Origin of the sequence: Lactonifactor longoviformis DSM 17459, from assembly GCF_900129135.1 — a bacterium.
Classification (GTDB): Bacteria; Bacillota; Clostridia; order Lachnospirales; family Lachnospiraceae; genus Lactonifactor; species Lactonifactor longoviformis.
In genome coordinates this window covers 107,105-130,659 of record NZ_FQVI01000007.1, presented here as the reverse complement: position 1 = coordinate 130,659, position 23,555 = coordinate 107,105, and the positions used below count along the sequence as shown (strand labels likewise).

At 45.5% G+C, this 23,555-nt stretch carries 18 protein-coding genes, 2 tRNA genes, 1 other RNA gene and 2 other annotated features; of the genes, 2 read left to right on the top strand and 19 right to left on the bottom strand.

Annotated features, from left to right (window positions below; all coding sequences use genetic code 11):
• Window positions 1–79: 79 nt before the first annotated feature.
• A complete protein-coding gene (locus BUA56_RS08940) occupies window positions 80–1,558 on the top strand; it encodes a GntR family transcriptional regulator (protein ID WP_072851044.1) in 1,479 nt (492 codons plus the stop codon).
• 142 nt (window positions 1,559–1,700) lie between these two features.
• Here the strand turns inward: BUA56_RS08940 and queA are convergent, their stop codons facing one another.
• From queA to BUA56_RS08850, 18 genes are all read right to left on the bottom strand, one after another.
• Window positions 1,701–2,726: a tRNA preQ1(34) S-adenosylmethionine ribosyltransferase-isomerase QueA gene (queA, locus tag BUA56_RS08935; RefSeq protein WP_072851042.1), complete on the bottom strand. Its 1,026-nt coding sequence runs from the start codon at window positions 2,724–2,726 to the stop codon at window positions 1,701–1,703.
• A 106-nt stretch (window positions 2,727–2,832) separates the two neighbouring features.
• Complete coding sequence (locus BUA56_RS08930) at window positions 2,833–3,333, bottom strand: YgjV family protein (protein ID WP_072851040.1); 501 nt, start codon at window positions 3,331–3,333, stop codon at window positions 2,833–2,835.
• A 20-nt stretch (window positions 3,334–3,353) separates the two neighbouring features.
• On the bottom strand, window positions 3,354–4,694 hold the full coding sequence (locus BUA56_RS08925) for a D-serine ammonia-lyase (RefSeq protein WP_072851038.1): 1,341 nt from the start codon (window positions 4,692–4,694) through the stop codon (window positions 3,354–3,356).
• Window positions 4,687–5,400, bottom strand: a complete 714-nt coding sequence (locus BUA56_RS08920) for a response regulator transcription factor (RefSeq protein ID WP_072851035.1) — start codon at window positions 5,398–5,400, stop codon at window positions 4,687–4,689. Before BUA56_RS08920 ends, BUA56_RS08925 begins: the two co-directional genes overlap by 8 nt.
• Window positions 5,397–6,902 carry a histidine kinase gene (locus BUA56_RS08915; protein WP_072851033.1) on the bottom strand — a complete coding sequence of 502 codons (1,506 nt, stop codon included), beginning with the start codon at window positions 6,900–6,902 and terminating at the stop codon, window positions 5,397–5,399. Before BUA56_RS08915 ends, BUA56_RS08920 begins: the two co-directional genes overlap by 4 nt.
• Before the next feature lie 246 nt (window positions 6,903–7,148).
• Window positions 7,149–7,757: a histidine phosphatase family protein gene (locus BUA56_RS08910; RefSeq protein ID WP_072851031.1), complete on the bottom strand. Its 609-nt coding sequence runs from the start codon at window positions 7,755–7,757 to the stop codon at window positions 7,149–7,151.
• 9 nt (window positions 7,758–7,766) lie between these two features.
• Window positions 7,767–10,184 (bottom strand): phenylalanine--tRNA ligase subunit beta, encoded by a 2,418-nt coding sequence (pheT, locus tag BUA56_RS08905; RefSeq protein ID WP_072851029.1) that lies wholly within the window; start codon window positions 10,182–10,184, stop codon window positions 7,767–7,769.
• A 14-nt stretch (window positions 10,185–10,198) separates the two neighbouring features.
• A complete protein-coding gene (gene pheS, locus BUA56_RS08900) occupies window positions 10,199–11,218 on the bottom strand; it encodes a phenylalanine--tRNA ligase subunit alpha (protein WP_072851027.1) in 1,020 nt (339 codons plus the stop codon).
• Window positions 11,219–11,254: 36 nt separating this feature from the next.
• Window positions 11,255–11,483 (bottom strand) — a binding site (T-box leader).
• 55 nt (window positions 11,484–11,538) lie between these two features.
• A complete protein-coding gene (locus BUA56_RS08895) occupies window positions 11,539–12,456 on the bottom strand; it encodes a YihY/virulence factor BrkB family protein (protein WP_242946748.1) in 918 nt (305 codons plus the stop codon).
• A gap of 61 nt (window positions 12,457–12,517) precedes the next feature.
• Window positions 12,518–13,918 (bottom strand): SpoIID/LytB domain-containing protein, encoded by a 1,401-nt coding sequence (locus BUA56_RS08890; RefSeq protein ID WP_242946747.1) that lies wholly within the window; start codon window positions 13,916–13,918, stop codon window positions 12,518–12,520.
• An 85-nt stretch (window positions 13,919–14,003) separates the two neighbouring features.
• On the bottom strand, window positions 14,004–15,059 hold the full coding sequence (locus BUA56_RS08885; RefSeq protein WP_072851023.1) for an aldose epimerase family protein: 1,056 nt from the start codon (window positions 15,057–15,059) through the stop codon (window positions 14,004–14,006).
• Between the two features lie 85 nt (window positions 15,060–15,144).
• A non-coding RNA gene (ssrS, locus tag BUA56_RS08880) (6S RNA) lies at window positions 15,145–15,327 on the bottom strand.
• Between the two features lie 153 nt (window positions 15,328–15,480).
• Window positions 15,481–17,172: a phosphoenolpyruvate carboxykinase (ATP) gene (locus BUA56_RS08875; protein WP_072851021.1), complete on the bottom strand. Its 1,692-nt coding sequence runs from the start codon at window positions 17,170–17,172 to the stop codon at window positions 15,481–15,483.
• Between the two features lie 365 nt (window positions 17,173–17,537).
• Complete coding sequence (gene thrC / locus BUA56_RS08870; RefSeq protein ID WP_072851019.1) at window positions 17,538–19,025, bottom strand: threonine synthase; 1,488 nt, start codon at window positions 19,023–19,025, stop codon at window positions 17,538–17,540.
• 173 nt (window positions 19,026–19,198) lie between these two features.
• Entirely contained in the window at window positions 19,199–20,044 is an 846-nt protein-coding gene (locus BUA56_RS08865) for a cell wall hydrolase (RefSeq protein ID WP_072851017.1), read from the bottom strand.
• Between the two features lie 196 nt (window positions 20,045–20,240).
• Window positions 20,241–21,899 carry a 2-isopropylmalate synthase gene (locus BUA56_RS08860; protein ID WP_072851015.1) on the bottom strand — a complete coding sequence of 553 codons (1,659 nt, stop codon included), beginning with the start codon at window positions 21,897–21,899 and terminating at the stop codon, window positions 20,241–20,243.
• Window positions 21,900–21,972: 73 nt separating this feature from the next.
• Window positions 21,973–22,237, bottom strand: a binding site (T-box leader).
• A gap of 78 nt (window positions 22,238–22,315) precedes the next feature.
• Window positions 22,316–22,389, bottom strand: a tRNA-Pro gene (locus tag BUA56_RS08855).
• A gap of 62 nt (window positions 22,390–22,451) precedes the next feature.
• Window positions 22,452–22,525: transfer RNA gene (locus tag BUA56_RS08850), tRNA-Met, on the bottom strand.
• 139 nt (window positions 22,526–22,664) lie between these two features.
• Between BUA56_RS08850 and BUA56_RS08845 the strand changes: the two genes are divergently transcribed.
• Window positions 22,665–22,925 (top strand): hypothetical protein, encoded by a 261-nt coding sequence (locus BUA56_RS08845; RefSeq protein ID WP_072851013.1) that lies wholly within the window; start codon window positions 22,665–22,667, stop codon window positions 22,923–22,925.
• A 139-nt stretch (window positions 22,926–23,064) separates the two neighbouring features.
• On the opposite strand, the gene leuD is transcribed toward BUA56_RS08845, so the two are convergent.
• Window positions 23,065–23,547, bottom strand: a complete 483-nt coding sequence (leuD, locus tag BUA56_RS08840; RefSeq protein ID WP_072851011.1) for a 3-isopropylmalate dehydratase small subunit — start codon at window positions 23,545–23,547, stop codon at window positions 23,065–23,067.
• Between the last annotated feature and the right edge of the window lie 8 nt (window positions 23,548–23,555).

Here is a 23,555-nt window from a genome sequence, read left to right as displayed (position 1 = left end):
GGTGGATTTTCAACTGTTTTTATAGATTTTCGAGTCGAAAAATGCTAAAATTAGGGATATAATTAAGGGAGGGATAAAGATGGAGAGCGGCCAGGTTTTTGCCGATTTTATATATGAATATTTTCTCAAATGTTTTCAATTCCAGCGTTACAGATGCGGAGACGTCCTTCCTTCTATCAATACATGCTGCAAAAAATTCAATGTTGCTGACCAGACAGTGAAATCTGCCCTGAAACAGCTGCGTAAAGAAGGCTATATATCGGTACAGCAGGGAAGGCCCGCCCGGGTTATATTTCAGCAGACCGAGGAACAGAGCAACAGGTATATCCGCCAGTTCTTTTCGGAGCGATGGAATGTCTTTTCAGATTTGTGCCAAACCATAGAGGTCGTTTTCCAGCCGCTGCTTATAGAGAGTTTTCGGCGATTTGACGAGAGCGATTATGATATCCTTTCTCCTTTTGCGGAACAGGCAAATATTGAAAATATTATCCATTTTTACTGCTTTGTTCTGCAGAAAATGAAAAATCCATTGATTCTGAATCTGTTCTGGGAGTGTCTGCTGTTTTTAGGCTTTCCCTATATTAGTGACCGTACCTTGGAATACTATTCAGCAGAGATTGCGCAAAAACGTTTACAGGACATCATCCGCACAGCGAAAACAGGGGAATGGCAGCGGCTCGATGAATTTTTGTCAGCTTTTTGGAGAGAGTTTGTGGCTGCGGCATCAAACTCCATTGAACCTTATCTACTGCCCATACCGGCGGATCGGCAAATCACCTTTGTCTGGCGGATCTACCGGGGGCGCCCACAGATTTGTTATAATCTGGCTACCCGCATTATGTATGAGATTTATCTGGGGCGTTATCGGGGACAGCAGTTCCTCCCCTCTTATGAAAAGCTGGCAGAAGAATACCGTGTATCAGTTAATACGGTGCGCCGGACCATTCGCCTGCTCACGCAGCTTCGCGTGACTCTGCCTATAAGCGGGAAAGGGATTCGTATTTCTTCTTTGGGAGATAGTACTGAGCAGCCAGATTTGACTGTTCCGGCTATCGTCCGTAATCTGGCACTTTTCTTTCAGTCCTTCGAGCTGCTGCTCTATTCCTGTGAGAATGTTGTGCGCAGCACCTTGTCGTCACTGGATCAAGAGGAAAAAAGTAAAATGATCAGCCAGCTAAAGGACTATTTGGATGCCGAAAATTGTGAGCTTGCCCCCTGGTGTATCTTAATCAGTGCGGCAATGCGGGCACCTCTGCAGGGATTCCGGGAGATTTACGCAAATATTTACGGTCTCGCCCTGTGGGGGTATCCTTTAAAAGCTTCGCAGGGGAAATATCCTGCGGTTGATGACAAAGCGGTCTGGCTGACCGAATCTTTAGTTAAGTATTTAGCGGCAGATGATATTGAATCCTGTACCGCTGCTTTTAAGGAGTTTGTCTCCATCGCGCTTCCTTCCATAGAAAAATATCTCAATCTCTTTGGGATTGAACACGCAGAACTCCAAATGTCCCCGTCCGCACGGAAGTATTATCAGACCATCAGCATGACGGATGTCTAAAACGTAGCCCGGTGGGCGTTCTGCTGCTTTAACAAATATGAGAGCCGGCAAGTCTCTGCGGCCTTATATTTCTCCCAAAACAATTAGAAAAAACGGCAGCGGCATCCAATATGATGCCGCTGCCATAACATACTGATACGTTTTATAGTATCAGCATTGCGTCTCCAAATGAAAAAAATCTGTATCTTTCTCTCACCGCCTCCTCATAGGCTGCCATAATATGCTGTTTCCCTGCCAGGGCAGAAACCAGCATAAGGAGTGTGGATTCCGGAAGATGAAAATTTGTAATCAAACCGTCAATTACCTTAAACTGATATCCCGGATAAATGAAGATATCTGTCCATCCGCTCTGTGCCCTCACCATTCCATCCTCCCCTGCCGCTGATTCCAGGGTACGGCAGCTGGTCGTTCCCACAGATATTACTTTATTTCCCCGTTTCTTCGCATCGTTAATGAGCTTTGCCTGCTCCTCCTCCACCACATAATATTCAGAATGCATGTGGTGCTGGGTCACATCCTCCACTTTCACCGGGCGGAAGGTCCCAAGGCCAACGTGAAGAGTTACGTGAGCAATATGCACTCCCTTTTTTTTAATCTCCTCCAGCAGTGGTTCCGTAAAATGCAGCCCTGCCGTGGGTGCGGCTGCGGATCCCTCATGTTTGGCATACACGGTCTGGTACCGCTCTTTGTCCTGAAGCTTATGGGTAATATAGGGGGGCAGAGGCATCTCGCCTAAGCGATCCAGAATCTCCTCAAAGATACCGTCGTATGTGAAGCGGATCAGGCGGTTTCCCTCCTCCACAATGTCAATTACTTCCCCTCTCAATATTCCGTCTCCAAAAGAAATCTTGGTGCCTATTTTTGCTTTCTTTCCGGGCTTTACCAAGGTCTCCCACACATCGTCCGGCTTTCTCTTGAGCAGCAGAATCTCAATCCCTGCTTCCGTTCCCTCTTTTGTTCCGTACAGTCTGGCCGGGATCACCCTTGTGTCATTGACCACAAGGCAGTCCCCCGGATTCAGGTACTGAACCACATCTTTAAAGATTCTATGTTCAATCTCACCTGTCAGAGGATCCAGATGCAGCAGCCTGGAGGCCGAACGGTCTTCGAGGGGATCCTGAGCGATTAACTCCTGCGGTAAATCATAATAAAAATCTGATGTCTTCATACCAACTTCCTTTCTCTATGCAAAGCATATTCAGTATAACACCATTAAAAGGCGGATTCAATATCTCTTTGAATCCGCCTTTTCAGAGCATTGTCCGATTTAGTTCTCACTCCCCACGCTGCATTCTTATGATAGAAATCAAACTGAGAACCGCAGTAACTGTCTGTGTAATCCCCGAAGAAAAATCGTGGATAATCAGAGAATACACAGCCCATATCACAACATTCACAAGGAAACTTATCTTAATTGCTTTCAATCTCTGTGCGTAATAATTGCTAAGTGTAATCTGAACGGTTGCTATGACAGGCAGTAATCCCAAAAACCCTCTGTTGTTAACAGCAATACCGCAAATTATGACAAGCGCAGTACAAACAACCATCATTCTTTTATCAAATTTGCCCTTTATTACTAAGATATTTCTTATAATGGAAAGGAACAAAGTGGACACTCCCGCCCATGCCCCGAAAAAGAATGAGGAGATGAAAAGAGCTGAGCTCTCCATCAGCTGGAAAAAATACGCCTTTTTTCTGGTATTTACACAGCAGCTTACTGCGAGAAAAACTGCGCCCACAAAAGATATGATATTGCCTATAACAATCCGTTCCATACTTCCTCCTATCTCAGGTCTTACCCAAGGTACGTATTCTTATATTCTTCCCGTATTTCTTCCGGTACCAGACTTCCGCCTGTAGCCCAGGCAATATGGGAAGCCTGATCCATTTTCTCTGTAAGCTGATGAGCCGTCAGGTATTCCTTTGTCTCAGGATACTGCAGCAGTCTGGCAGGTCCCTGGAAGGCAGCACAGGCGCTGGGTTCCAGAAAAATATCTTCAGAATCCAGAAGGAGACGCATATAGTCATACAGCAGACTGTCCTTCACAGTAAAAATTCCCGATAGGAGAGGCTTCATCACTCCCCCTACAAATCCCGAAGGGCGTCCCACGGCAAGCCCGTCTGCGTGCGTAAGTCCGGTCAGGCCCAAATCCTGTACCGATATCCCGCTGTTCAGGCCAGAAGCCATGCCTGCCAGCATGCAGGGTGCCTGTGTCGGCTCTACAAAAAAGCAGTGCACATAATCTCCGAAGATCTGCTTCAATCCAAAGGATACCCCGCCCGGTGCACCCCCCACGCCGCAGGGAATATACACAAACAGGGGATGTTCTTTGTCCACGCTTACCTTCTGCTCTGCAAGCTGTCCCACCAGACGTTTTGCCGCTACCGCATATCCTAAAAACAGATTCCTGGAATTCTCATCGTCCACAAAGTAACTCTTGGGATTGGCATCGGAAAGCTTTCTGCCGTTTTTCACAGCCTCGCTGTAGTCTGACGCATACTCCATCACCGTAACTCCCCTGGATCTCAGCAGATCCTTTTTCCACTGTTTTGCGTCAGCGGACATATGTACGATTACTTCGTAACCAATTGCGGCACTCATGATCCCTATACTCATACCCAGATTACCCGTAGAACCAACCTGTATGGTATATCCTCTGAAAAATGCTTTGTTTTCCTCAGAAGCCAGAACCTCATAAGACTCTCCCTCCTTGAGAATGCCATGCTCTGCCGCCAAGTCTTCCGTGTGCTTCAGTACTTCGTAAATTCCGCCTCTGGCCTTCACAGAACCTGCAATAGCCAGATGGCTGTCCTGTTTTAAAAAGAGCCTTCCCTGCAGATGGCTGTTATAAGCTTCGTTCAGTGCCTTCTGCATTCCTGGTATTGGAGATAACACAGATTCAATCAGGCCGTTTCTGGGCTTGGTCTCAGGAAAGCATTTCATGATAAAAGGCGCAAAGCGCTCCAGTCTTCTCTCGGCATCCTCAATATCATCCATTGTAAGTTCTAATTCCGGCTTTGCAGAGGCAAACTCTGTAAGATCCGGGTTGATCCATACGAGTTCCTCTTCCCTTGCGGCACGTTTCAGAACCGGTACGGCTTCTGCTGCCTCCTTAATCTTTTCCTTGTTAAGCATCACTTGTCTCCTCCTTATTCATGCTTTTATGTTTCTGGACATACGCCGCCGGTGTCATCCCGGCATACTGTTTAAAATACTTATAAAAATTATTTAGATTGGGGTAGCCGCATCGCTCTGCAGTCTCCTGAATGTTCAAGCCTTCCTCCTGCAGCAGAAGTTTTGCCTTTTCGATCCTAACCTTGTGAATATAGGAAAGTATGGTAATTCCCATGTATTTTTTGAACAGCCTTGCTATATGGCTTTCTCCGCAGAAGGTTTCCCGCGAGAGGTCTTCCAGCTCTATCTTTTCCTTATAATGCTGGTGGATATATGCCAGTATCTGATTCACCGTAGAATTGTCCGTAAAATTCCAGCCAATCGCCCTTGTGACTGCTGACCGAAGCTGCTCCAGCTCTATGGGCTTGGCAATAATATCCGACACATCCATACGCAGAGCTCTCTGTGCATATTCAAAAGAACCGTACGCTGTCACAATAATCACTTTGCCATTTGATACTCTCTGAAGCACTTCAAATCCATCCATATAGGGCATCTGAATGTCCATAAAAATCAAATCCGGCTTTTCTCTCTGAATCAGCTCCAGTGCCTGTCTCCCATCCTCTGCTGTCCCTACCAGCTGAATAGGGAGATGTTCCTGCTGGATAAAGTAAGAGATAATCGTTAATGCCGCTTTTTCATCGTCACAGATAACCGCGCGTATCATACATTGTCCTCCTCCGTTATAGGCTGAAACGGAATATCCAGATAAAACTCTGCCCCGTTTTCCCAGGACCTCATTTCCATCCGGAAATCCTCCCCATATATGACAGACAGTTTCTGGCAAACCATGGAAAGTCCATGGGAGGTATTGCTTTTCATTCCCAGATTCACCGACTGGCATACTCTTTTATCCGGAATCTTTCCGCTGTTCATAATTTTAATGATTACCCGCCCGGCCTTGCAGAAGGCCTGCAGATACAGGCTTTTATTGGAAGTGGATTTGAAACCGTGGGTAAAAGCATTTTCTACTATTGGCTGAAGGAAGTTGAAGGGTACCCTGCAAGCCTGAACCTCCGGCTCTATATCATACACAACAGACAGGGTATCTTCGTACCTTAGCTTCTGCAGCTTGAGATAGGAATGCAGATACTCGAACTCCTGTCTCCAGCTCACCACTGTATCCTCCGTTCTGAGCGTATAGTGAAATAATTTGGACAGGTCAATGATGGACTGGTAAAGCTTTGGCAGTCCCCCGTCAAGTGCCATAGATGCCATACTGTTTAATGTGTTAAACAAAAAGTGATTGTTTATCTTCAAGTTTGTCATGGCATATTCAGCTTCTCTGAGACTTTTGGCCAGCAGCTGCTGGGATGCCAACCCGTCAAATATCTGAAGCTCCTGCTCTGCCAGCCGTTTTCTGAACTGATCGAATTCACAAAAATTGCGGATCGCTTTTGTGATCCTTCTGAGAAGATTTTTTATTCCCTGCACCGTGCTCTCCGGTGTATCATACACACCGTAAGCCTGACGGTCCGGTGTCTGTGAACGGCGCACGAACCCTCCCTTTATATATCCCAGATAATACCCTTTATAGGAGATAGGCATTGCATACACTTCCATGTCATGGGTACAGTGGTATGTCTGTTCCATACGAAGACGCTCTTTGCTGTTGGGAATCAGACAGGGAGCCGCCCCGTAGTACAGCGAGGGACTGCAGCACTCCTGGCAGTACGTAGGAAAATATTTGCTCTTAAGTACAAGCGTATTATCTCTGTCGAAAATCGCATAGGCATAGTGCATATTTTCCAGGAACTGGGTCCGGATTGCCTCCACCGCCGTATAAAGCATTTTTTTTGCCTCTACCGGCATCAGTGGTTTCTCCTCTTTCTCCCATGGATTCATAATAATCTCCTCATCCAGGCTTTCCGGATTTGAGACAAGCAGATGCCGAATGGGTTCGTCCCCGGTATTCATAATTTCATGAATCACTCCTGCCGGCCAGTGGAAGGTGTCTCCCGGCTTCAGAAGGCATTCCTTTCCGTCAATCTTATTCAGGCCAACCCCCTGAAGAAAATGAACTACCTGCTCTTCATAATGAACGTGTGCCGGCTGGTGGGTTCCTGGCTCCACAGTTACTATCCCCACATTCATTTTAAACCGGGAGGAGCCTTCCTGGTTCATCTGCAGCCATTGAACATCTCCCCAATCAGTCTTTTGTGTGCCCATACTTTCCTCCTGCATACATGATACGTATGATATCTTTTTTATTCTTATATTTACCTTATACGATTCAGAGAAATCTGTCAAACATACTCTGGAAAATATGATCATTCTTGACAATTCTATTATCCTATAAATCAAAAAAAAATAATATTACCAAATTTGATTTTTCTTTTTCCGATTTTGCCTTTTTCTTGCGCACGACACGAAAACAGAAGCAGCCGGACAAAAAGTCCGGCTGCTTCTGTACTCTTAACAGTAAACCGCATCTTCCACGATTAACTTTGCCACGCCTTTATGTGCCTCCACAATATTAACTCCACAGTTAGGAGGCACTTTGCCGTGCCAGAAATCATCCCCCCGGGGATAGACATTCTGAAGCAGAGCGCGCACTGCACAGCCGTGGGATGCAATCAGAATCGTTTTCTCCTCATAGTCGGACCTGTGAATCATTTCCAGAAAAAAATCACGCGTCCGCTTTACCACATCTGAGATCCGCTCTCCTCCCTCAGGGGGCTGATATCTCTCCGTGTGGTGAAAAAAGTTATCCAACATCTCTCCCGGAATTTCCATTGCATCGGGACGGCAGCACCGGCCCTCCCAAACCCCAAATGTTATTTCCTGTATTCTCTCATCCTCAATGATAGGAATATCCCGTCCTCTGAGAATCAGGCCGGCGGTTTCCTTTGCCCTTTGCAGCGGGCTGGTATAGCAGATGTCAAAGGGAACCTCCTGCAATGCTTCCCCGGTTTTCTCTGCGGCAAGAATCCCCTTTTCATTCAAAGGAATATCCGAGGTTCCCTGCAGCTTAAACTTTACATTCCATGGGGTTTCCCCATGGCGCACGATATATAGTTTCATGGGATTCACCTACTTACGCAGTTCAATGCCGAGATCTTCCAGTCCGTTCAGGATCTTCTTCATTGCCGAGGTAACATCCGCCTCTTCTAATGTCTTGTCTTTTGCCCGGAATGTTACGGAATAGGCAATTGACTTGAAGCCTTCTTTAATCTGGCTTCCCTCATAGATGTCAAACAGACGGTAACTTTCCAGATGTTTTCCGCCACTCTGAATGATCACGTGTTCAATCTCTCCTGCAGTGATAGCCTTTGGAACAACCATACTGATGTCACGGCTGACAGCGGGATATTTGGCAATCCCTGTATATTTCCGGTCAAAGGTAGCCATTGGAAGAATAGCCAGAATATCAAGCACCGCTACATAAGCTCTCTCTCCAATACCGTAAGACGCTGCCACAGCAGGGTGCACCTCTCCCAGAAAGCCTACTTTTACTCCCTCATAGTAGATATCTGCCTGGCGGCCCGGATGCAGGTACGGCTTTTTGTCCTCAGGAGAATACTCTTCCTTCTTATGCATCCCAACCTTATCGAAGAACTCCTCTGCCATACCTTTCATGGTAAAAAAGTCACCCTCGCCGTACATGCCCAGCGTAAACATCATCCGTTCCTCAGGAAGCTCCGTAAGAGGCAGCTGTTTCGGCAGATAAATATTACCCAGCTCATACAGTTTTACATTCTTATTTCTGCGTTTATAGTTTGTCCCCAGGGAAGTCAGCATGCCGTTTAAGGAGATTGTACGCATAATACTGAAATCTTCTCCCAGCGGGTTCATAATTGTAACGGCCTGACGAAGAGGGCTGTCCTCAGGAATTCTCAGCTTGTCAAATACCTTAGGGCTTTCAAAGGAGTAGCACATCCCCTGGGAGAATCCGTTGAATTCGGCCATATCCCTGGCTACTTCCTCTATGCGCAGCTTAAAGGGAAGTTTTCCTGTGGTTGCCTCTCCCTTTGGCAGAGTAGTAGGAATATTGTCATATCCGTAAAATCTCGCCACTTCCTCCGCCAAATCCGCGGTGCAAAAGATATCGTGCCGGAAGGTAGGCGCCACGATCTCATTGGCATCTTTGTCATATGCCAGCCCCACCCGTTCCAGATAGCCCAGCATCTCTTCCTGAGTCAGATCCGTTCCCAGCAGATCATTAATCTTTTCCGGTGCGAAGGGCACACGAACCGGCTCCTTGGGAGCGGTATAGACATCTACCATTCCTCCAACCACTTCCCCTGCCCCAAGTTCCTCCATCAGCTGGCAGGCACGGTCAATGGCAGCCTGGGCATTGTTGGGATCCAGGCCCTTTTCAAATTTTCCTGACGCATCGGTTCTAAGCCCCACTTTTTTGCTGGACAGCCGGATATTCGTACCGTCGAAACATGCTGCCTCAAAGAGGACGGTCTGCACACTGTCTGTAATCATAGAATTTTCTCCGCCCATGATCCCTGCGATGCCCACAGGCTTTTTGCCGTCGCAGATCATAAGAACAGAATCATCCATAACCCGCTCCTGTCCGTCCAGGGTAATGAACTTTTCACCTTTTTGGGCCCTTCGCACTATAATTTCTCTGCCTTCAATAGCATCCAGATCATAGGCATGCATTGGCTGTCCGAATTCTTCCATAACATAATTGGTAATATCTACAAGGTTATTGATCGGGCGGATCCCATTGGCAGCCAGGCAGCGCTGCATCCATTTGGGAGAAGGGCCGATTTTTACATTTTTCACTACTCTTGCACAGTACCGGGGACAAAGCTCTGTGTCCTCTACAGTCACTTTTATATAATCGCCGGCCTTTTCGCTGTTTCCGGTTTTTACTACATTCGGGGGAACAAATTTCTTTCCAAAGGTAGCGGCAGCCTCCCTTGCGATTCCGATGACGCTGTAGCAGTCCACGCGGTTTGAAGTGATCTCGTACTCAAAGATGACGTCATCCAGTCCGAGAGCCTTCACAGCATTCTCTCCTACTTCTGCATCCTGTGGGAATATATAGATACCGTATTCCGGCGCTTCCGGGTAAAATTCTCTGGTGGTTCCCAGCTCTTCAATTGAGCACATCATGCCAGAGGATTCCACTCCTCTTAGTTTGCCCTTTTTAATTTTCACCCCTCCGGGCGTTTTTTTGCCGTCATGTCCCCCTGCAACCCTTCCGCCGTCCAGAACCACGGGGACTTTGTCCCCTTCTTTTACATTGGGGGCGCCGGTTACAATCTGTACTACCTCTGCACCTACATTTACCTGGCAGACAATGAGTTTATCTGCATCCGGGTGACTCTCAATTTTCTCAATCTGGCCTACCACAATCTTTTCCAGATCTGCATCCAGCAGTTCATAGCCTTCCACCTTTGTTCCGGACAATGTCATGGCATCCGTATATTCCTGTGCCGTCACATCCAGATCCGGCACGTACATTTTAATCCAAGATAATGATGTATTCATTCTTTCTCTCCTCCTTAGAACTGTTTTAAGAACCGTGTATCGTTTTCATATAAAAGACGCATATCATCGATTTCATACTTCAGAAGGGCGATGCGCTCCAGTCCCACACCAAAAGCAAATCCTGAATACTCCTCGGGATCAATGCCGCACATCTCAAGCACATGTGGGTGTACCATCCCGCATCCAAGAATCTCTATCCAGCCGGATCCCTTGCAGAAACGGCATCCGCTTCCGCCGCACTTAAAACAGGTGACATCCACTTCGGCGCTTGGCTCCGTAAATGGGAAATGGTGAGGGCGGAATTTCGTCTTTGTCTCCGGGCCGAAGAGCTCTTTAGCGAATTCCTCCAGCGTTCCCTTTAAATCTGCAAATGTAATATGCTTATCCACCACAAGTCCCTCTATCTGATGGAAGGAAGGAGAGTGGGTAGCATCCACTTCGTCTGAACGGAATACCCGTCCCGGTGCAATCATACGGATGGGGAGCTTTCCCTGTTCCATCACTCTGGCCTGTACGGGAGAGGTCTGGGTGCGGAGCACGATGTCCTTATTGATATAAAAGGTATCCTGCTCATCCTTTGCCGGATGGTTGGCCGGAATATTCAGTTTTTCAAAATTATAAAGGTCATATTCTACTTCCGGTCCTTCCACTACCTCATAGCCCATACCGATAAAAATTCTCTCCACTTCCTCCAGGGCAATGGTATTTGGATGGCGGTGGCCAATCTCTGCTTTTTTGGCGGGCAGCGTCACATCAATGACTTCTTCCCTCAGTTTCTGTTCCATAAGTCTGGCTTCCAGCTTTTCCTTCGTCTGGTCTAAAAGGCTCTCGATGGCTTCCCTGGTCTCATTCACCAGCTGCCCTACCAGAGGACGCTCTTCTTTTGCCACGTCCTTCATTCCTTTTAATACAGCAGTAAGTTCGCCTTTTTTTCCCAGGAACGCTACTCTGGCCTCATTTAATTTATCCAGGGAATCGGATTCCTGAATACGTCTTACAGCTTCTGCCTGAATCTGTTGTAATTTTTCTTTCATGTTCTTCTCCTTTCGATCAAAAAAAGCTTCCTCCCAAAAAGGGACGAAGCTGACAGTTCCGTGGTACCACCCTGATTCCCGGAAAACCGGGCACTCATTACAGCTTAACGCGCCTCACACGTCATTTCCTAGTAGCAGCAGTGCTTTCAGAAATGCAGCTCCAGTGGGAAATTCAATCATTATCTGAACTTAAGGAAGCTTACAGCCGGTGACTTCCTCTCTCTGAAAGAAAATAAAGATCTACTTGCACTTTCACAGCTTTTTCATTAAATATGTCTGTTTTATATTCTAACATATAAAAGATTTCTGTCAAGAAAAATTTATTTTTCCTTTTCCTCTTCCTCTCTGCTTCCCTCAAGAAGCTGCACGTACTCTTTTCTGATACGCTCTATAGCGGCCGAATGCACCTGCCGGAACTTCTCTTCAAAATAGCAGTTAATCTCTGCACCTATCATAACAATATTCATACAGATATACATCCACAAAAGGATTAGAATCAAGCTGGTCATGCTCCCGTACATATTGGACATTCCATCATAATAATCAAAGTAAAGGGAGAAACCGAAGGAAAACAAAGACCAGGCCAGGGAAGTAAAAACAGCACCAGGAATCTGGCTTCGCAGCGTTGCCTTGCGGTTCGGCACAAATTTATACAGAAACAGAAAGACAAAAGCCAGAAGTCCCAGTGCAATTACCGTACGCAGACTGATAATCATAGCTACCAGATTAGAGAGAAAAGGCAGATGCTTTGTCAGTTCCCTCTGTATGCTGTTTCCAAACACCAGAAGCAGCAAAGTGCATATGATAGCAATCAGAAAGATCATGGTATAAAAGATTGAGCGTATCCTGGTAACCAGGTAATTTCTTGTCTCCCGTATCTGATAGATGCAGTTCAGACCATTCGTGAGGGCCTGTATTCCCTTTCCCGCAGACCAGAGAGCGGTCAGGGCAGTGATGGGAACTACTGCAAGGGACTTGTTGTACACTTCCTCTATAATACCAGTCACAAAGGATTTGAAGCTGTCCGGACACACCTTAATCACCGCATCTGCCATCTGCTGCTTGCTGATTGGAGTATACTGCACAGACGTTAGCAGAAGGAGCAGAAATGGAATAAATGATAATAACACAAAATAAGCCGCCTGGGCAGAATAGGCAGTCACATGATCTTCATTTATTTTATTCATAAATCCTCTCACTGTCCGGTAGAAACGCTTTATCATAATATAAGATCCCATTTCAGTATTTGATGACTATCATAATACCATGAATTATTCTTTCAGGCAAGTTACCGTCAACTCACGGAATCTCCCCTGCACGGTTTAAGGTTACACCATTATAAAAATACTCCAGAATTTCTTTGTATCCATTGCCCTCCTGTGCCATATGCTGAGCGCCGTTCTGGCTTAATCCCACGCCGTGTCCGTAGCCGCCCCCGTGTATGGTATACCCCTTCAATTCGTCCCCCTCCCGGAGTTCCTCCAGCGTAAAGTAGGCGCTTGGAAGAAGAGAGCCTCCATCAACCACGGATCCATCCTGCCTGGTAATTTTGAGTCCTTTCGGCGCCAGAATCTGCCGGATTGTATATTCATTCTGTACGGCAACCGTCTGTGTTGGACTATTAATCCCCATGGACAGGACTGCATCCCCCTCTCCCACTTCCAGAATCTCCAGAGAACTTATATCCGTAATCTCCGGATAGCTGCTTTGAATTCCCTTCAGCAGCTGATCTTTTGAGAAGGTAACACTCCAGCGGTACCAGGGTTCTTCTTTGTCGTACTCGCACACAACACTTTTCAGATAAGCTGCGGGGGCAGATGCCTCCCAAACCTCATCTGTACTTGTCTTTCCGTGGGAAGTAGAGAAATAATAGGCATCTATGGGGCTTCCGTTCTGACAGAGGATCTCCCCTCTGGTCGCCGCTACCGCCTCATCAGTTCTCTCATTCGTGCCGCTGTTTTGATAGACCTGGAAAGAGACACTGTCGTCCACCTGAGCCCCCAGTTCTTTTAATTTGTTCTCCCCGAGCTGGACATAGGCGTAGGTCCTGGCGCACACGGCCTGGGCCTTTAAAGCCTCCATCTCATAAGAAGAAGGCATCTCACTGGGAACAACCCCCCGCAGATAAGTCTCCACTGGAAGTTCATTCACAATCCGCAGTCCATCCCCCTCCTGATAAATAGTGAATGCCCCCTGATAAGAAGGATTGCCCTGGCCTCTGGAGACACTTAAAAGAGTAAGCTGGTTATTCTCTTCCAAGGGTTCTATCCGAAAAGAACCGTCCCTGAAATAAGGAGAATCTCTTTCCACAGTGACAGTCTCTCCCGACTGGACAGATGCTTCCTCCCCTCCCGTTATCCTGTAATCCCCATGGACGGTAAACTGAAGGGAGGTATGTTCATAGCTGCTGTAGTCATCTGTCTTTATCAACACTTGTATTACTTTATCCTCAGATACTGCCTCCTCCCCAGACTGTCCCTCCTGAGGCTCCTGCTCCTGAGTCTTCTCCACAGTTTTTGTACTCTGCCTGGCTTCCCGGATACTGGCTCTTTCATTTTCCTTTAAGATCCGCTCTTCCCTAAGATTCATATACTGGGCATTATCATCCTTTCTCTGGGAGAAAACGGCCAGTAACAGGATGCACAAAAAGCAGAGTAAAATCACAATCAGTTTCCATATAATTTTATTTTTTAGCTTCATATCATTAGTATATGCAGAAATACAAAAATAAGAAATCAGGGACACTGCTTTTTCTGCAGTATCCCTGATTTTATCCTCTTACTTCTTATTCCACTGTAAATTTATAGACGGTTGTTGTACTATAAGTCTCACCCGCCTTCAGGACAGGAGAAGGAAACGCAGGTGTATTCACCGCGTTGGGATAATACTGTGTTTCCAGGCAGAACGCACTCCTGCGAGGGTAAATCAGGCCTTCCTTGCCCACTACATTATCGATTCCATTTCCTGCATAAAACTGTATTCCCGGCAGATCTGTGTATACTGTCATCCATATTCCGGTCTCTCTGCAGTAAGCCTTTGCCGCCTCTTTTACTATTCCAGGCTCCCAGTCCAGTACATAATTGTGGTCATATCCGCCTGTATATGTCAGCTGATCGAAGTCAGCGTCAATCTCCTGTTTCATTGGTTTGAGTTCTGTAAAATCCATAGGCGTTCCGGCAACATCAGCGACCTCTCCAGTTGGTATTGATGCAGCGTCAATCACAGGATTATACTTTCTTGCATGTATCTGAAGGAGCTGACCCATGGCATAACCGCTCTCGTGCCCTCCCAGATTAAAATAGGAGTGGTTGGTGAGATTTGCCACCGTATCCTTATCACAGCTGCCTTCATAATGAATTCTAAGTTCATTCTCATCCGTAAGTTCATAGGTTACAGTGACGGAAAAGTTACCCGGGTATCCCTGTTCCATGTCCGGACTGAAATGATAAAAGGTAATACTGCTTTTCTCATCATCCAGAGCCTTCACTTCCCAGATCTTTTTCTCATATCCGTCAGGTCCGCTGTGAAGATTATTCCCATTTTCATTCTGGGGAATCTGATATTCGGTTCCATTTATCTCAAATCTGCCCCCTGCAATTCTGTTTCCGCTCCTGCCTATTGTAGAGCCGAAATAGCAGGGATTATGTAAATATTCTGTAACACTGTCGTAGCCCAGCACTACATCCTTCAGATTCTTGTCTTTATCCGGAACCAACAGAGATACCAGAATCGCTCCGAAGTTTGTAACCTTCATCACTGAACCGTTCTTATTTGTCAGTTCATACAGATATACTTCTTTTTCATCATCTGTTCTGCCAAAGCTTTTTTCAATTATTCCCATTCACTGTACCTTCTTTCCGCATGTCCTTTTCAGAAAAAGAGCCATTAAAAATGGCTCTTTTTTATCTTTTGTAACAGCTATCATTTGTAAACCCAGGATGCCGTTCCCTATCTTCTGACTCCTAGCTGCTGCTAGGTGGGTTACCGCAACACCTCTTCTGCCTTCCGCTGCGCAATGACGGCCTGACATCTGAGGAGCAATATAGGAATCCCGTTTAAAGTAAATGTAGGTTCAAAATGACAGGAGTCATCGAACATCCCAGGAATTACTTTCTTTTCTATGATTTTATTATACTCTAGTCTCCCGCATTTTTCAATATTAATACTTGAATTGATGTACCAATTTTTGTGAATATTGAGAATTTTCTACCTGAGGGCATTATAAAAGCCCCCGGTATACACCGGAGGCTCTGCTGTATGCATTAGTTTAATTCGTCTACTACTTTCTGAATAGCTGCCAGCGCATCGTCAGGAAGCTTGTTGTAGCCTTCATTCTTCTCGGAGAATGCTTTGATTTCATTTACACGGTCATTCATACGTGCCTTCAGCTGAGTTACATATTCTGTGTCGTTCATGTCCGGAACGAAGCCTTCCCATTCAAAGATTTCGATATCTGAGAACGGACCCCACTGTTTGAAATCTGCCTTTTTCTCAACAATAGCTTCCAGGATTCCTAAAGTATCTTTAGGCTGTACCTTTTTGCCCATGAAATCACCTGTGTTGATGATATAGCAGTCTACATTCTTCTCTTCCACCAGCTTTTTGAACTTTGAATAATCATCTGCTAACGGATAAGTTCTGAATGGGTTAGCGTAAGGAACAACTACCAGCTTGTTCGGATCTACCCCTGGTGCCAGACGCTCTGCTGTGGAACGTTTGGTGGCAAGAGTTGCACCCATTACAGAAGCCAGGGAAGCACCTTTTAACTTCACTACAGGAGGAATGGTCGGGTCTTTCATAATCCAGAAGATTGCATTAACCGGCTCGTCAATTTTATCCACACGGTTCGGAGCCCAAAGTTTAGATTTGATGGCGCGTCCGTTTCCGTTTCTGATATCTTCTGTTACTAACTGTACTTTGCCCTCATCATCTAAGGTTGCAGAGCAGTTCTGTGCAGTTAAAAGGAATTTATTGTCAGGGCATCCGGCAGGATAATCCTGTGTTTTATCGAAGTAAGTCGGCTCCAGGGCGATGGATGCACAGGTATCTGTGTTAATAATAAACGCATCGTCGTGAAGTACTTTAATTTCGTATTTTCCGTTATGTTTTGCATGTGTCAGAGTGGATTTACCGGATCCTGACAGTCCATATACAGATGCTACGTACTTGGAACCGTCTGCCAGTGTGTACTCTTTCTGTCCGCCGTGGCAGGCTGCGTATCCGTTACGGTTAGCGATAGCCCATGCCATGGTCAGCGTGCCTTTTTTATGTTCACCGAAATATCTCATACCAAGGATGCAGGCACAGTTCTGATCCGTATTAAAGTAGCATAATGTCTGCGGATCGCTTAAGCAGTCAAAATTCACGCCCGGATGATCTACCGGTGACCACTGTGGATCAGAGAAAATAAAGATATCTGCCTCTTTGCCGTCTCCCACAGCTTTGGAGTTTTTATACATTTTTACGTATTCATCTGACATATACTGGAAGTTCAGCATCCAGGAATACATAACATTTTCTTCTCCTTCCGGAATCAGAAGGTGAGCTTTAACCATAAATTCAGGATCCAGACCTACATATACTTCTGCATGGTACATGGTTTTCCAGCGGGCTTCATAGATAGCATCCATAGCCACTTTATCCAGAGCCGCACAGTCTACCCCGGGTTCTCCGGCGATACGGCGTGCTGCTGCATAACGTCCGGTAATGGCACCGTCATTGAATAATAATACTTTTGCATCTGGTTCCAGTCCAAATTCTTCGCCTCTATAAACCGGCATATCTGTAACAACTGTTCCAGGAGAGTTTTTGGCTAACTCATATGCCTCTTTTAATGTGTTAACTTTAACCACATTGTTGCCATAAAATGCAGCTTCAATGATGGAACGTGTTTTGCTGAATCCTGCCTTGCCAGCACCAATTTCATTAATTGGATAGTATGCTTTTGTTGACATGTTATGTCCTCCTTTTTCTCCAAAATCAAACCTATTATCTCATTTTCCTCTTACGGTGTCAATACTTTAACAAACGATTTCGAATTATTTTCGCAAGATGAATTATTTTTATATGCATATTACCTAAATCACTCCACTTTATACAGGCGTCCCATACGTGAATGCCTTCTCCTGGTTTGAAACGATCATTTGGCTGTTTTAAAGTAAATAACTGCATGCCGCCCTGGCTGTATCCGTTTTTTTAAGTCAATCGTCAGACAATTGATGAAAATGAGTGAAATGAATTATTTTTGTGTCTATCCTGCATTTTGACAGTAAACACAAAGAGATGTCCGGATCATTACCCCCGGACATCTCCTGTTTTCTTATATTCCCAGAATTTTTTTAACAATCTTTGGCATCTCTTCTACTTCCACTGTAGTATTGTGAAGTACGGGAGCTGTACGGATTTCTTCGATGGCATTGGGCACCGGTGTGTTGGAAATCTTTGACAGCTCATCCACTAATTCAAAGTCACCCATGGAAGCATACTTCTCATCAATGGCTTCCATTACGCTTCTGGTGAATTTGTATGGACTGGCGGTGGAAGCGATTACCGTCTTTTTCCCGTCTTTAGTCTCTTCTTTGTATTTTTCATAGACAGCTGCCGCTACCGCCGTATGTGTATCAATCACATAACCGGTATCCTCATAGATTCTCTTAATTGTCTCTGCTGTCTCTTTCTCGGATGCATAATTCCCATAAAAATCTTTCAGTTCTTCCAGCATCTCACCGGTAATGGTGTATTTTCCTTCCTCTTTCAGACTGTCCATAAACTCCTGATTCTTTTTTGCATCATTCCCGGCAAGGCGGAAAATGAGTCGTTCCAGATTGCTGGAGATCAGAATGTCCATAGAAGGGGAGGTTGTAAGAATAAACTCCCTGTTCTTGTCATAAGTGCCAGTGCGGAAAAAGTCAAACAAAACCTTATTGTCATTGGAGGCACAGATCAGTTTATCAATGGGCAGCCCCATATTTTTGGCATAAAAAGCTGCCAGAATATTTCCAAAATTACCTGTGGGCACTACTACATTAATTTTCTCATCTTTTTCGATTTCGCCGTTGCCGTACAGAGTGGCATAAGCATAAACATAGTACACAATCTGAGGCACAAGACGTCCGATATTAATAGAGTTTGCAGACGAGAACTGGAACCCTGCTCCGTCCAGCTCCTCTGTCATATTCTTGTCATTAAAAATATTCTTAACCCCTGTCTGCGCGTCGTCGAAGTTACCCCGGATACTTACAACATAAGTATTCTTTCCTTTTTGGGTAACCATCTGCTTCTCCTGAATAGGGCTCACTCCGTCTTTGGGGTAAAATACAATTATTTTCGTTCCCGGAACATCAGCAAATCCGGCCATCGCCGCTTTTCCCGTATCCCCTGAAGTTGCCGTGAGAATCACAATCTCATTCTCTGCGTGATTTTTTTTGGCTGAAGTAGTTAAAAGGTATGGTAAGATGGAGAGCGCCATATCTTTAAAAGCGATTGTAGATCCATGAAACAGTTCCAGATAATATGCCCCGTCAGACTTCGCCAAAGGTGCTATTACTTCTGTATCAAACTTTTTATCGTATGCCCGTGCAATACAGTCCTTCAGTTCATCCTCTGTGAAATCCGTCAGGAATTTGCTCATAACCGTATAAGCAACCTCCTGGTAGCTCATCCCCGATAAGGTTTCGATATCCGTGTCAAGGGCAGGGATCTGCGTGGGGACAAACAGTCCTCCGTCCTCAGAAAGTCCTTTTAAGATTGCGGCAGATGCCGGCACTGTCTCATTGTTACCCCTTGTGCTTTTGTATAAAATCTCCATGTTTTCCATTCCTTTTCTATGTATTCATTATTGTTGCGCGACCCTGAAAATATCTACCGGAATGATTCCTCAGGGCATAAGGTGTTCATTGCATGTTAAAGTATACCATAGGAATTTCTTCCTTACAAGTAGGAAAGGAAAGGACGCCTGCTTCAAGCTACGCCCTTTCCCTCTTATTCTGTCTCATCGTCAGGATAAGTATAAAAATCATGAACTCCATACTTAAAGAGTTTCTTCAAATCCTTGTCAAACCATTCTACATTTTTCTTTTCAGCCTGTTCCTTTGCCACAAAGAATAAGGCTCCTTTGGAATAATCTTCTCCGTCTATCGCTCTGTTTACTGCCTCTCTCGTGGTATCAGAGACGGTAACCGTATGTATTCTTCCGTCAGAGGTAGGGGAAAACTGAGGTTTTCCTGCAACCTTTTCCCATACAACCTTTGTCACCGTATCCGGAAATCTGGAATCCTTTACGCGGTTAAAGATTACATTGGCAACCAGGATACGCCCTCTCATATCTTCACCGCCTGCCTCCGCTTCCACAATAGACAGAAGTGTCTCATAGTCATGATCCGTCATGCGCATCCTGTCTTCCACCACATCCACGGAATGATCTCCCAGATATTCCACACTGGTAGCCACTTCTTCTCCCACTTCTATTCTGGATTCCCTGGCCTGTGTTGCCGTCCGCTGCCCTACCAGAACTGCCTCATAGGAGGTCCCTATTCGACCGACAGTATTGTTCGTATTCTGTGTAACCAGAACTCCTGAGATAATGCCTCCCAGTCCGGATAAAGATTCTTCTTCCTCCGGTTCTTTCTCTTCCTGGGAAGGATTATCCTTTTCAGCCGCCGCATACACTGCATTCTTTCCTCCGCTGCCGAGCGCATTGGACGTAAAGGCAACTGCGGCAACCGCTACTGAGCCAACCAATATGACAGCACAGGACCTGCGCTTCTTTTTCGTGATTTTTTCTGCCAGAAACTGAAAACCGTACAGCAGATTTCTGATTAGTTCCATAAGCTGGTTCCTTAACCTCTTCCTCAGTAAGATATCAACAAGTTCCAAAATAAGTGATTGTTTTAAAATTATAAAATAATTACTTGGTATTCGTCAATATCTAAGGAATTTTTTCAGCCATTTTTCACAAAATTAAGCAGATAATTTCTGGGTATTTTTGGGTATATTTCACAAAGTTTTCAGCAAATTTAGACATTTACCGATTGTTGATTGCTGTTACCAGCGCATCGATGGAAGCCCGGATAATATCCGGATCCACACCTGCTCCCCAGGCCAGAGAACCGTCTGGTTTTCTGATTCCCACATAAGCTATGGCCTTGGAACTGGAGCTCTGCTCTAAGGCATGTTCCTGATACGTTACCAGATCATATTTCAGCCCATATGCCTTCTTAAGCGCATTGCTTACCGCATTGAGGCGTCCGTTTCCGGCCGCTTCTGTCACCGACTTCTGTCCTCCGGCAAAGGTTGAAGTCACTGTGGTTGTAATCCCCTCTTCTGTCTGCTGGAAATGAACTTCGCGGATATTCAGCGGCTCCACTACGTTCTCGAAGGTTTTCTTGAATAATTCGAATATCTCCTCCGGCATAAGCTCCTTGTGAGTGTGATCGGACACTGCTTTTGCTGCGTATCCCATGGCCTCTCTCATCTTGGCGGGCAGATTCAAACCAAACTTTGTCTCCAGAATGTAGCCCACGCCGCCCTTTCCGGACTGGCTGTTGATACGGATCACATCGGCATCGTAATTTCTGCCCAAATCCTTGGGATCGATTGGAAGATACGGTACGGTCCAGTGTTTGGGATCTTTCTCCTCCAGCCATTTCATTCCTTTTGCAATCGCATCCTGGTGGGAGCCGGAGAATGCCGCAAATACCAGCGCGCCGCTGTAAGGCCTGCGCTCGTCAATATGCATTCCCGTATATTCCTCGTACTGCTCGCAGATCTCAACCATGTTAGAGAAATCAAGCTCCGGATCCACGCCCTGAGAATACATATTCAAAGCCAGGGTCACAATATCCACGTTGCCGGTTCTCTCACCGTTTCCAAATAGAGTCCCTTCCACCCTGTCTGCTCCGGCTAAAACGCCCATCTCCGCATCCGCTACGCCGCAGCCCCGGTCATTGTGAGGATGTATGGACAGGATTACATTCTCCCTGTATTTCATATTCTCACTCAGATACTCAATCTGGCTGGCGTACACATGAGGCATAGAGTGCTGTACGGTAACAGGAAGATTAATGATCGCCTTTTTATCCGGAGTCGGCTGCCAGATGTCAAGAACCGCATTGCAAACTTCCAGGGCATATTCAGGCTCTGTTCCGGTAAAGCTTTCAGGACTGTATTCAAACAGAAAATTTCCCTCTGTCTCCTCTGCCAGTTCCTTCAGGAGAGCTGCGCCGTCCACTGCAATTTTCAGGATCTCTTCTTTTGATTTTTTAAATACCTGTTCTCTCTGCGCTACGGAAGTAGAATTATATACATGTACAACGGCTTTTTTTGCCCCTTTTAAGGCCTCAAAAGTTTTTTTGATAATGTGTTCCCTTGCCTGTGTCAAAACCTGAATGGTAACATCATCAGGTATTAAATCCTGCTCAATCAATGCTCTCAAAAACTGGTATTCCGTCTCCGATGCTGCCGGGAACCCAACCTCAATCTCTTTAAACCCGATTTTAACAAGAAGTTTAAAAAAATTTATTTTTTGTTCCAGACTCATGGGAATCACAAGAGCCTGATTCCCGTCTCTAAGATCCACGCTGCACCAAACAGGTGCTTTGTCAATGTACTCCTTCTCTGCCCATTTCATACATTTCACCGGCGGCATAAAATACTGTCTGGTATACTTGCTGCAATTTGTCATAATTATATCCTCCCTGATTTTTATTTTTTGATAAAAGAAAAAGCCCTCCGTTCTATCCCGGCATTCACTGCCTGATAGAGACGAAAGACTGCTAACTGTCCTACGCGGTACCACTCTATTTTATGAAGTATCTTCATACGCTCTGCAAGATACGGGTCACTGCAATAACCTTATATCTCTCCCTGAATAACGGTCGGGCTCCGTCTGCGTCTACTTTTCCTTAGAATTTCGGGCAGCCGCTCGGAGGCGAGTTCAGATTATTCTCTCTGCCGCTTTCCACCTCCCAGCAGCTCTCTGTCATCGAAAATAAACTTACTATTCCTCTTCATCGCTTTTTCTTATATCAATTTATAGAATATAAGATAACATTTCTCTTATCCATTGTCAATCATTTTCTAAAAATGAGTACAAAAAAATCGGGGCAACAGGATTTGAACCTGCGACCTCACGGCCCCCAGCCGTGCGCGCTACCAAGCTACGCCATACCCCGATATGTGTCAGTGTCTCTTATCTGACCCTGACTACTATACACTATTTTGTTGTGCTTGTCAATAGCGAGAAAGGGATTCGAACCCCCGACACTGCGGGTATGAACCGCATGCTCTAGCCAACTGAGCTATCTCGCCCCACCGCTTCTGGACTACCAGAGCGAACTTCCATATATTATCACTATTTGCCTTATTTTGTCAATAGTTTTTCACAATTTTTTTATCTTTTCCTCCTCTTAGTTTTCTACTATAATAAAAATAAAAAGGAGAATACATTATGATAAATCCATCTGCCCAAGAATTGCTGCATTTCTTCAAATATACTATGAAGCTTCAGGGTCTGTCCGCTGTGGATACCGCGGCTCTGATGGGCATAGAACCCCAAGCCCTCTGCCGTCTGCTTTCCGATACCAGTCTGACATTTCAGCAAGCTGTATGCATAGCCAGTGCTTTAAACTGCCAAATTCAGGTAGAAGACAAAAGGGAAGGCGGGGAAAAGGAATTTACTTGTAAGTCATACTCGCCATTTAGTAAGTAAAAAAGTGCTCCTGGCAAGCGGACAGCCCTCCGGAAGGAATTCCTGCTCAGCCCAGGTAACTCCTCACACGGAGGTGTCCCCGGGAAACAGGATCCCGCCCGGAACTGCCGGCTCATACCGCAGAGTGACGTCTGCATCATTATTGATTGATGTAATTAATAAGCCCCTCTGCCTTTATAATCTTCTGCATAAAAGGCGGAAACGCCTGCCCTTTATATTCCGTACCTTTTGTCTTATCGTAAATCATTCCGCTGTCGAAGTCTACTTCAACCTCATCGCCGTTTTCAATTGCTTTAGCTGCCTCAGGGCATTCAATAATAGGCAGACCGATGTTTATGGAATTTCTGTAGAAAATGCGGGCAAAGGTTTCTGCGATCACGCAGCTTACGCCTGCTGCTTTAATGGCGATGGGCGCATGTTCTCTGGAAGAACCGCATCCAAAGTTTTTATTTGCCACAATAATATCACCCTTTTTGACTTTGTTCACAAACTCCTGGTCAATATCCTCCATACAGTGTGTAGCCAGTTCTGCAGGGTCAGAAGAATTCAGATATCTGGCGGGAATAATTACATCTGTGTCTACATTGTCACCGTATTTAAAAACTGTTCCATTTGCTTTCATCTATATCT

Bases quoted from the DNA above. Each gene is read 5' to 3' on its own strand.
- BUA56_RS08940 (WP_072851044.1), top strand. From the start codon at position 80: ATGGAGAGCGGCCAGGTTTTTGCCGATTTTATATATGAATATTTTCTC.
- queA (WP_072851042.1), bottom strand. From the start codon at position 2,726: ATGAAGACATCAGATTTTTATTATGATTTACCGCAGGAGTTAATCGCT.
- BUA56_RS08930 (WP_072851040.1), bottom strand. From the start codon at position 3,333: ATGGAACGGATTGTTATAGGCAATATCATATCTTTTGTGGGCGCAGTT.
- BUA56_RS08925 (WP_072851038.1), bottom strand. From the start codon at position 4,694: ATGCTTAACAAGGAAAAGATTAAGGAGGCAGCAGAAGCCGTACCGGTT.
- BUA56_RS08920 (WP_072851035.1), bottom strand. From the start codon at position 5,400: ATGATACGCGCGGTTATCTGTGACGATGAAAAAGCGGCATTAACGATT.
- BUA56_RS08915 (WP_072851033.1), bottom strand. From the start codon at position 6,902: ATGGGCACACAAAAGACTGATTGGGGAGATGTTCAATGGCTGCAGATG.
- BUA56_RS08910 (WP_072851031.1), bottom strand. From the start codon at position 7,757: ATGAAACTATATATCGTGCGCCATGGGGAAACCCCATGGAATGTAAAG.
- pheT (WP_072851029.1), bottom strand. From the start codon at position 10,184: ATGAATACATCATTATCTTGGATTAAAATGTACGTGCCGGATCTGGAT.
- pheS (WP_072851027.1), bottom strand. From the start codon at position 11,218: ATGAAAGAAAAATTACAACAGATTCAGGCAGAAGCTGTAAGACGTATT.
- BUA56_RS08895 (WP_242946748.1), bottom strand. From the start codon at position 12,456: ATGGGATCTTATATTATGATAAAGCGTTTCTACCGGACAGTGAGAGGA.
- BUA56_RS08890 (WP_242946747.1), bottom strand. From the start codon at position 13,918: ATGAAGCTAAAAAATAAAATTATATGGAAACTGATTGTGATTTTACTC.
- BUA56_RS08885 (WP_072851023.1), bottom strand. From the start codon at position 15,059: ATGGGAATAATTGAAAAAAGCTTTGGCAGAACAGATGATGAAAAAGAA.
- BUA56_RS08875 (WP_072851021.1), bottom strand. From the start codon at position 17,172: ATGTCAACAAAAGCATACTATCCAATTAATGAAATTGGTGCTGGCAAG.
- thrC (WP_072851019.1), bottom strand. From the start codon at position 19,025: ATGGAGATTTTATACAAAAGCACAAGGGGTAACAATGAGACAGTGCCG.
- BUA56_RS08865 (WP_072851017.1), bottom strand. From the start codon at position 20,044: ATGGAACTAATCAGAAATCTGCTGTACGGTTTTCAGTTTCTGGCAGAA.
- BUA56_RS08860 (WP_072851015.1), bottom strand. From the start codon at position 21,899: ATGACAAATTGCAGCAAGTATACCAGACAGTATTTTATGCCGCCGGTG.
- BUA56_RS08845 (WP_072851013.1), top strand. From the start codon at position 22,665: ATGATAAATCCATCTGCCCAAGAATTGCTGCATTTCTTCAAATATACT.
- leuD (WP_072851011.1), bottom strand. From the start codon at position 23,547: ATGAAAGCAAATGGAACAGTTTTTAAATACGGTGACAATGTAGACACA.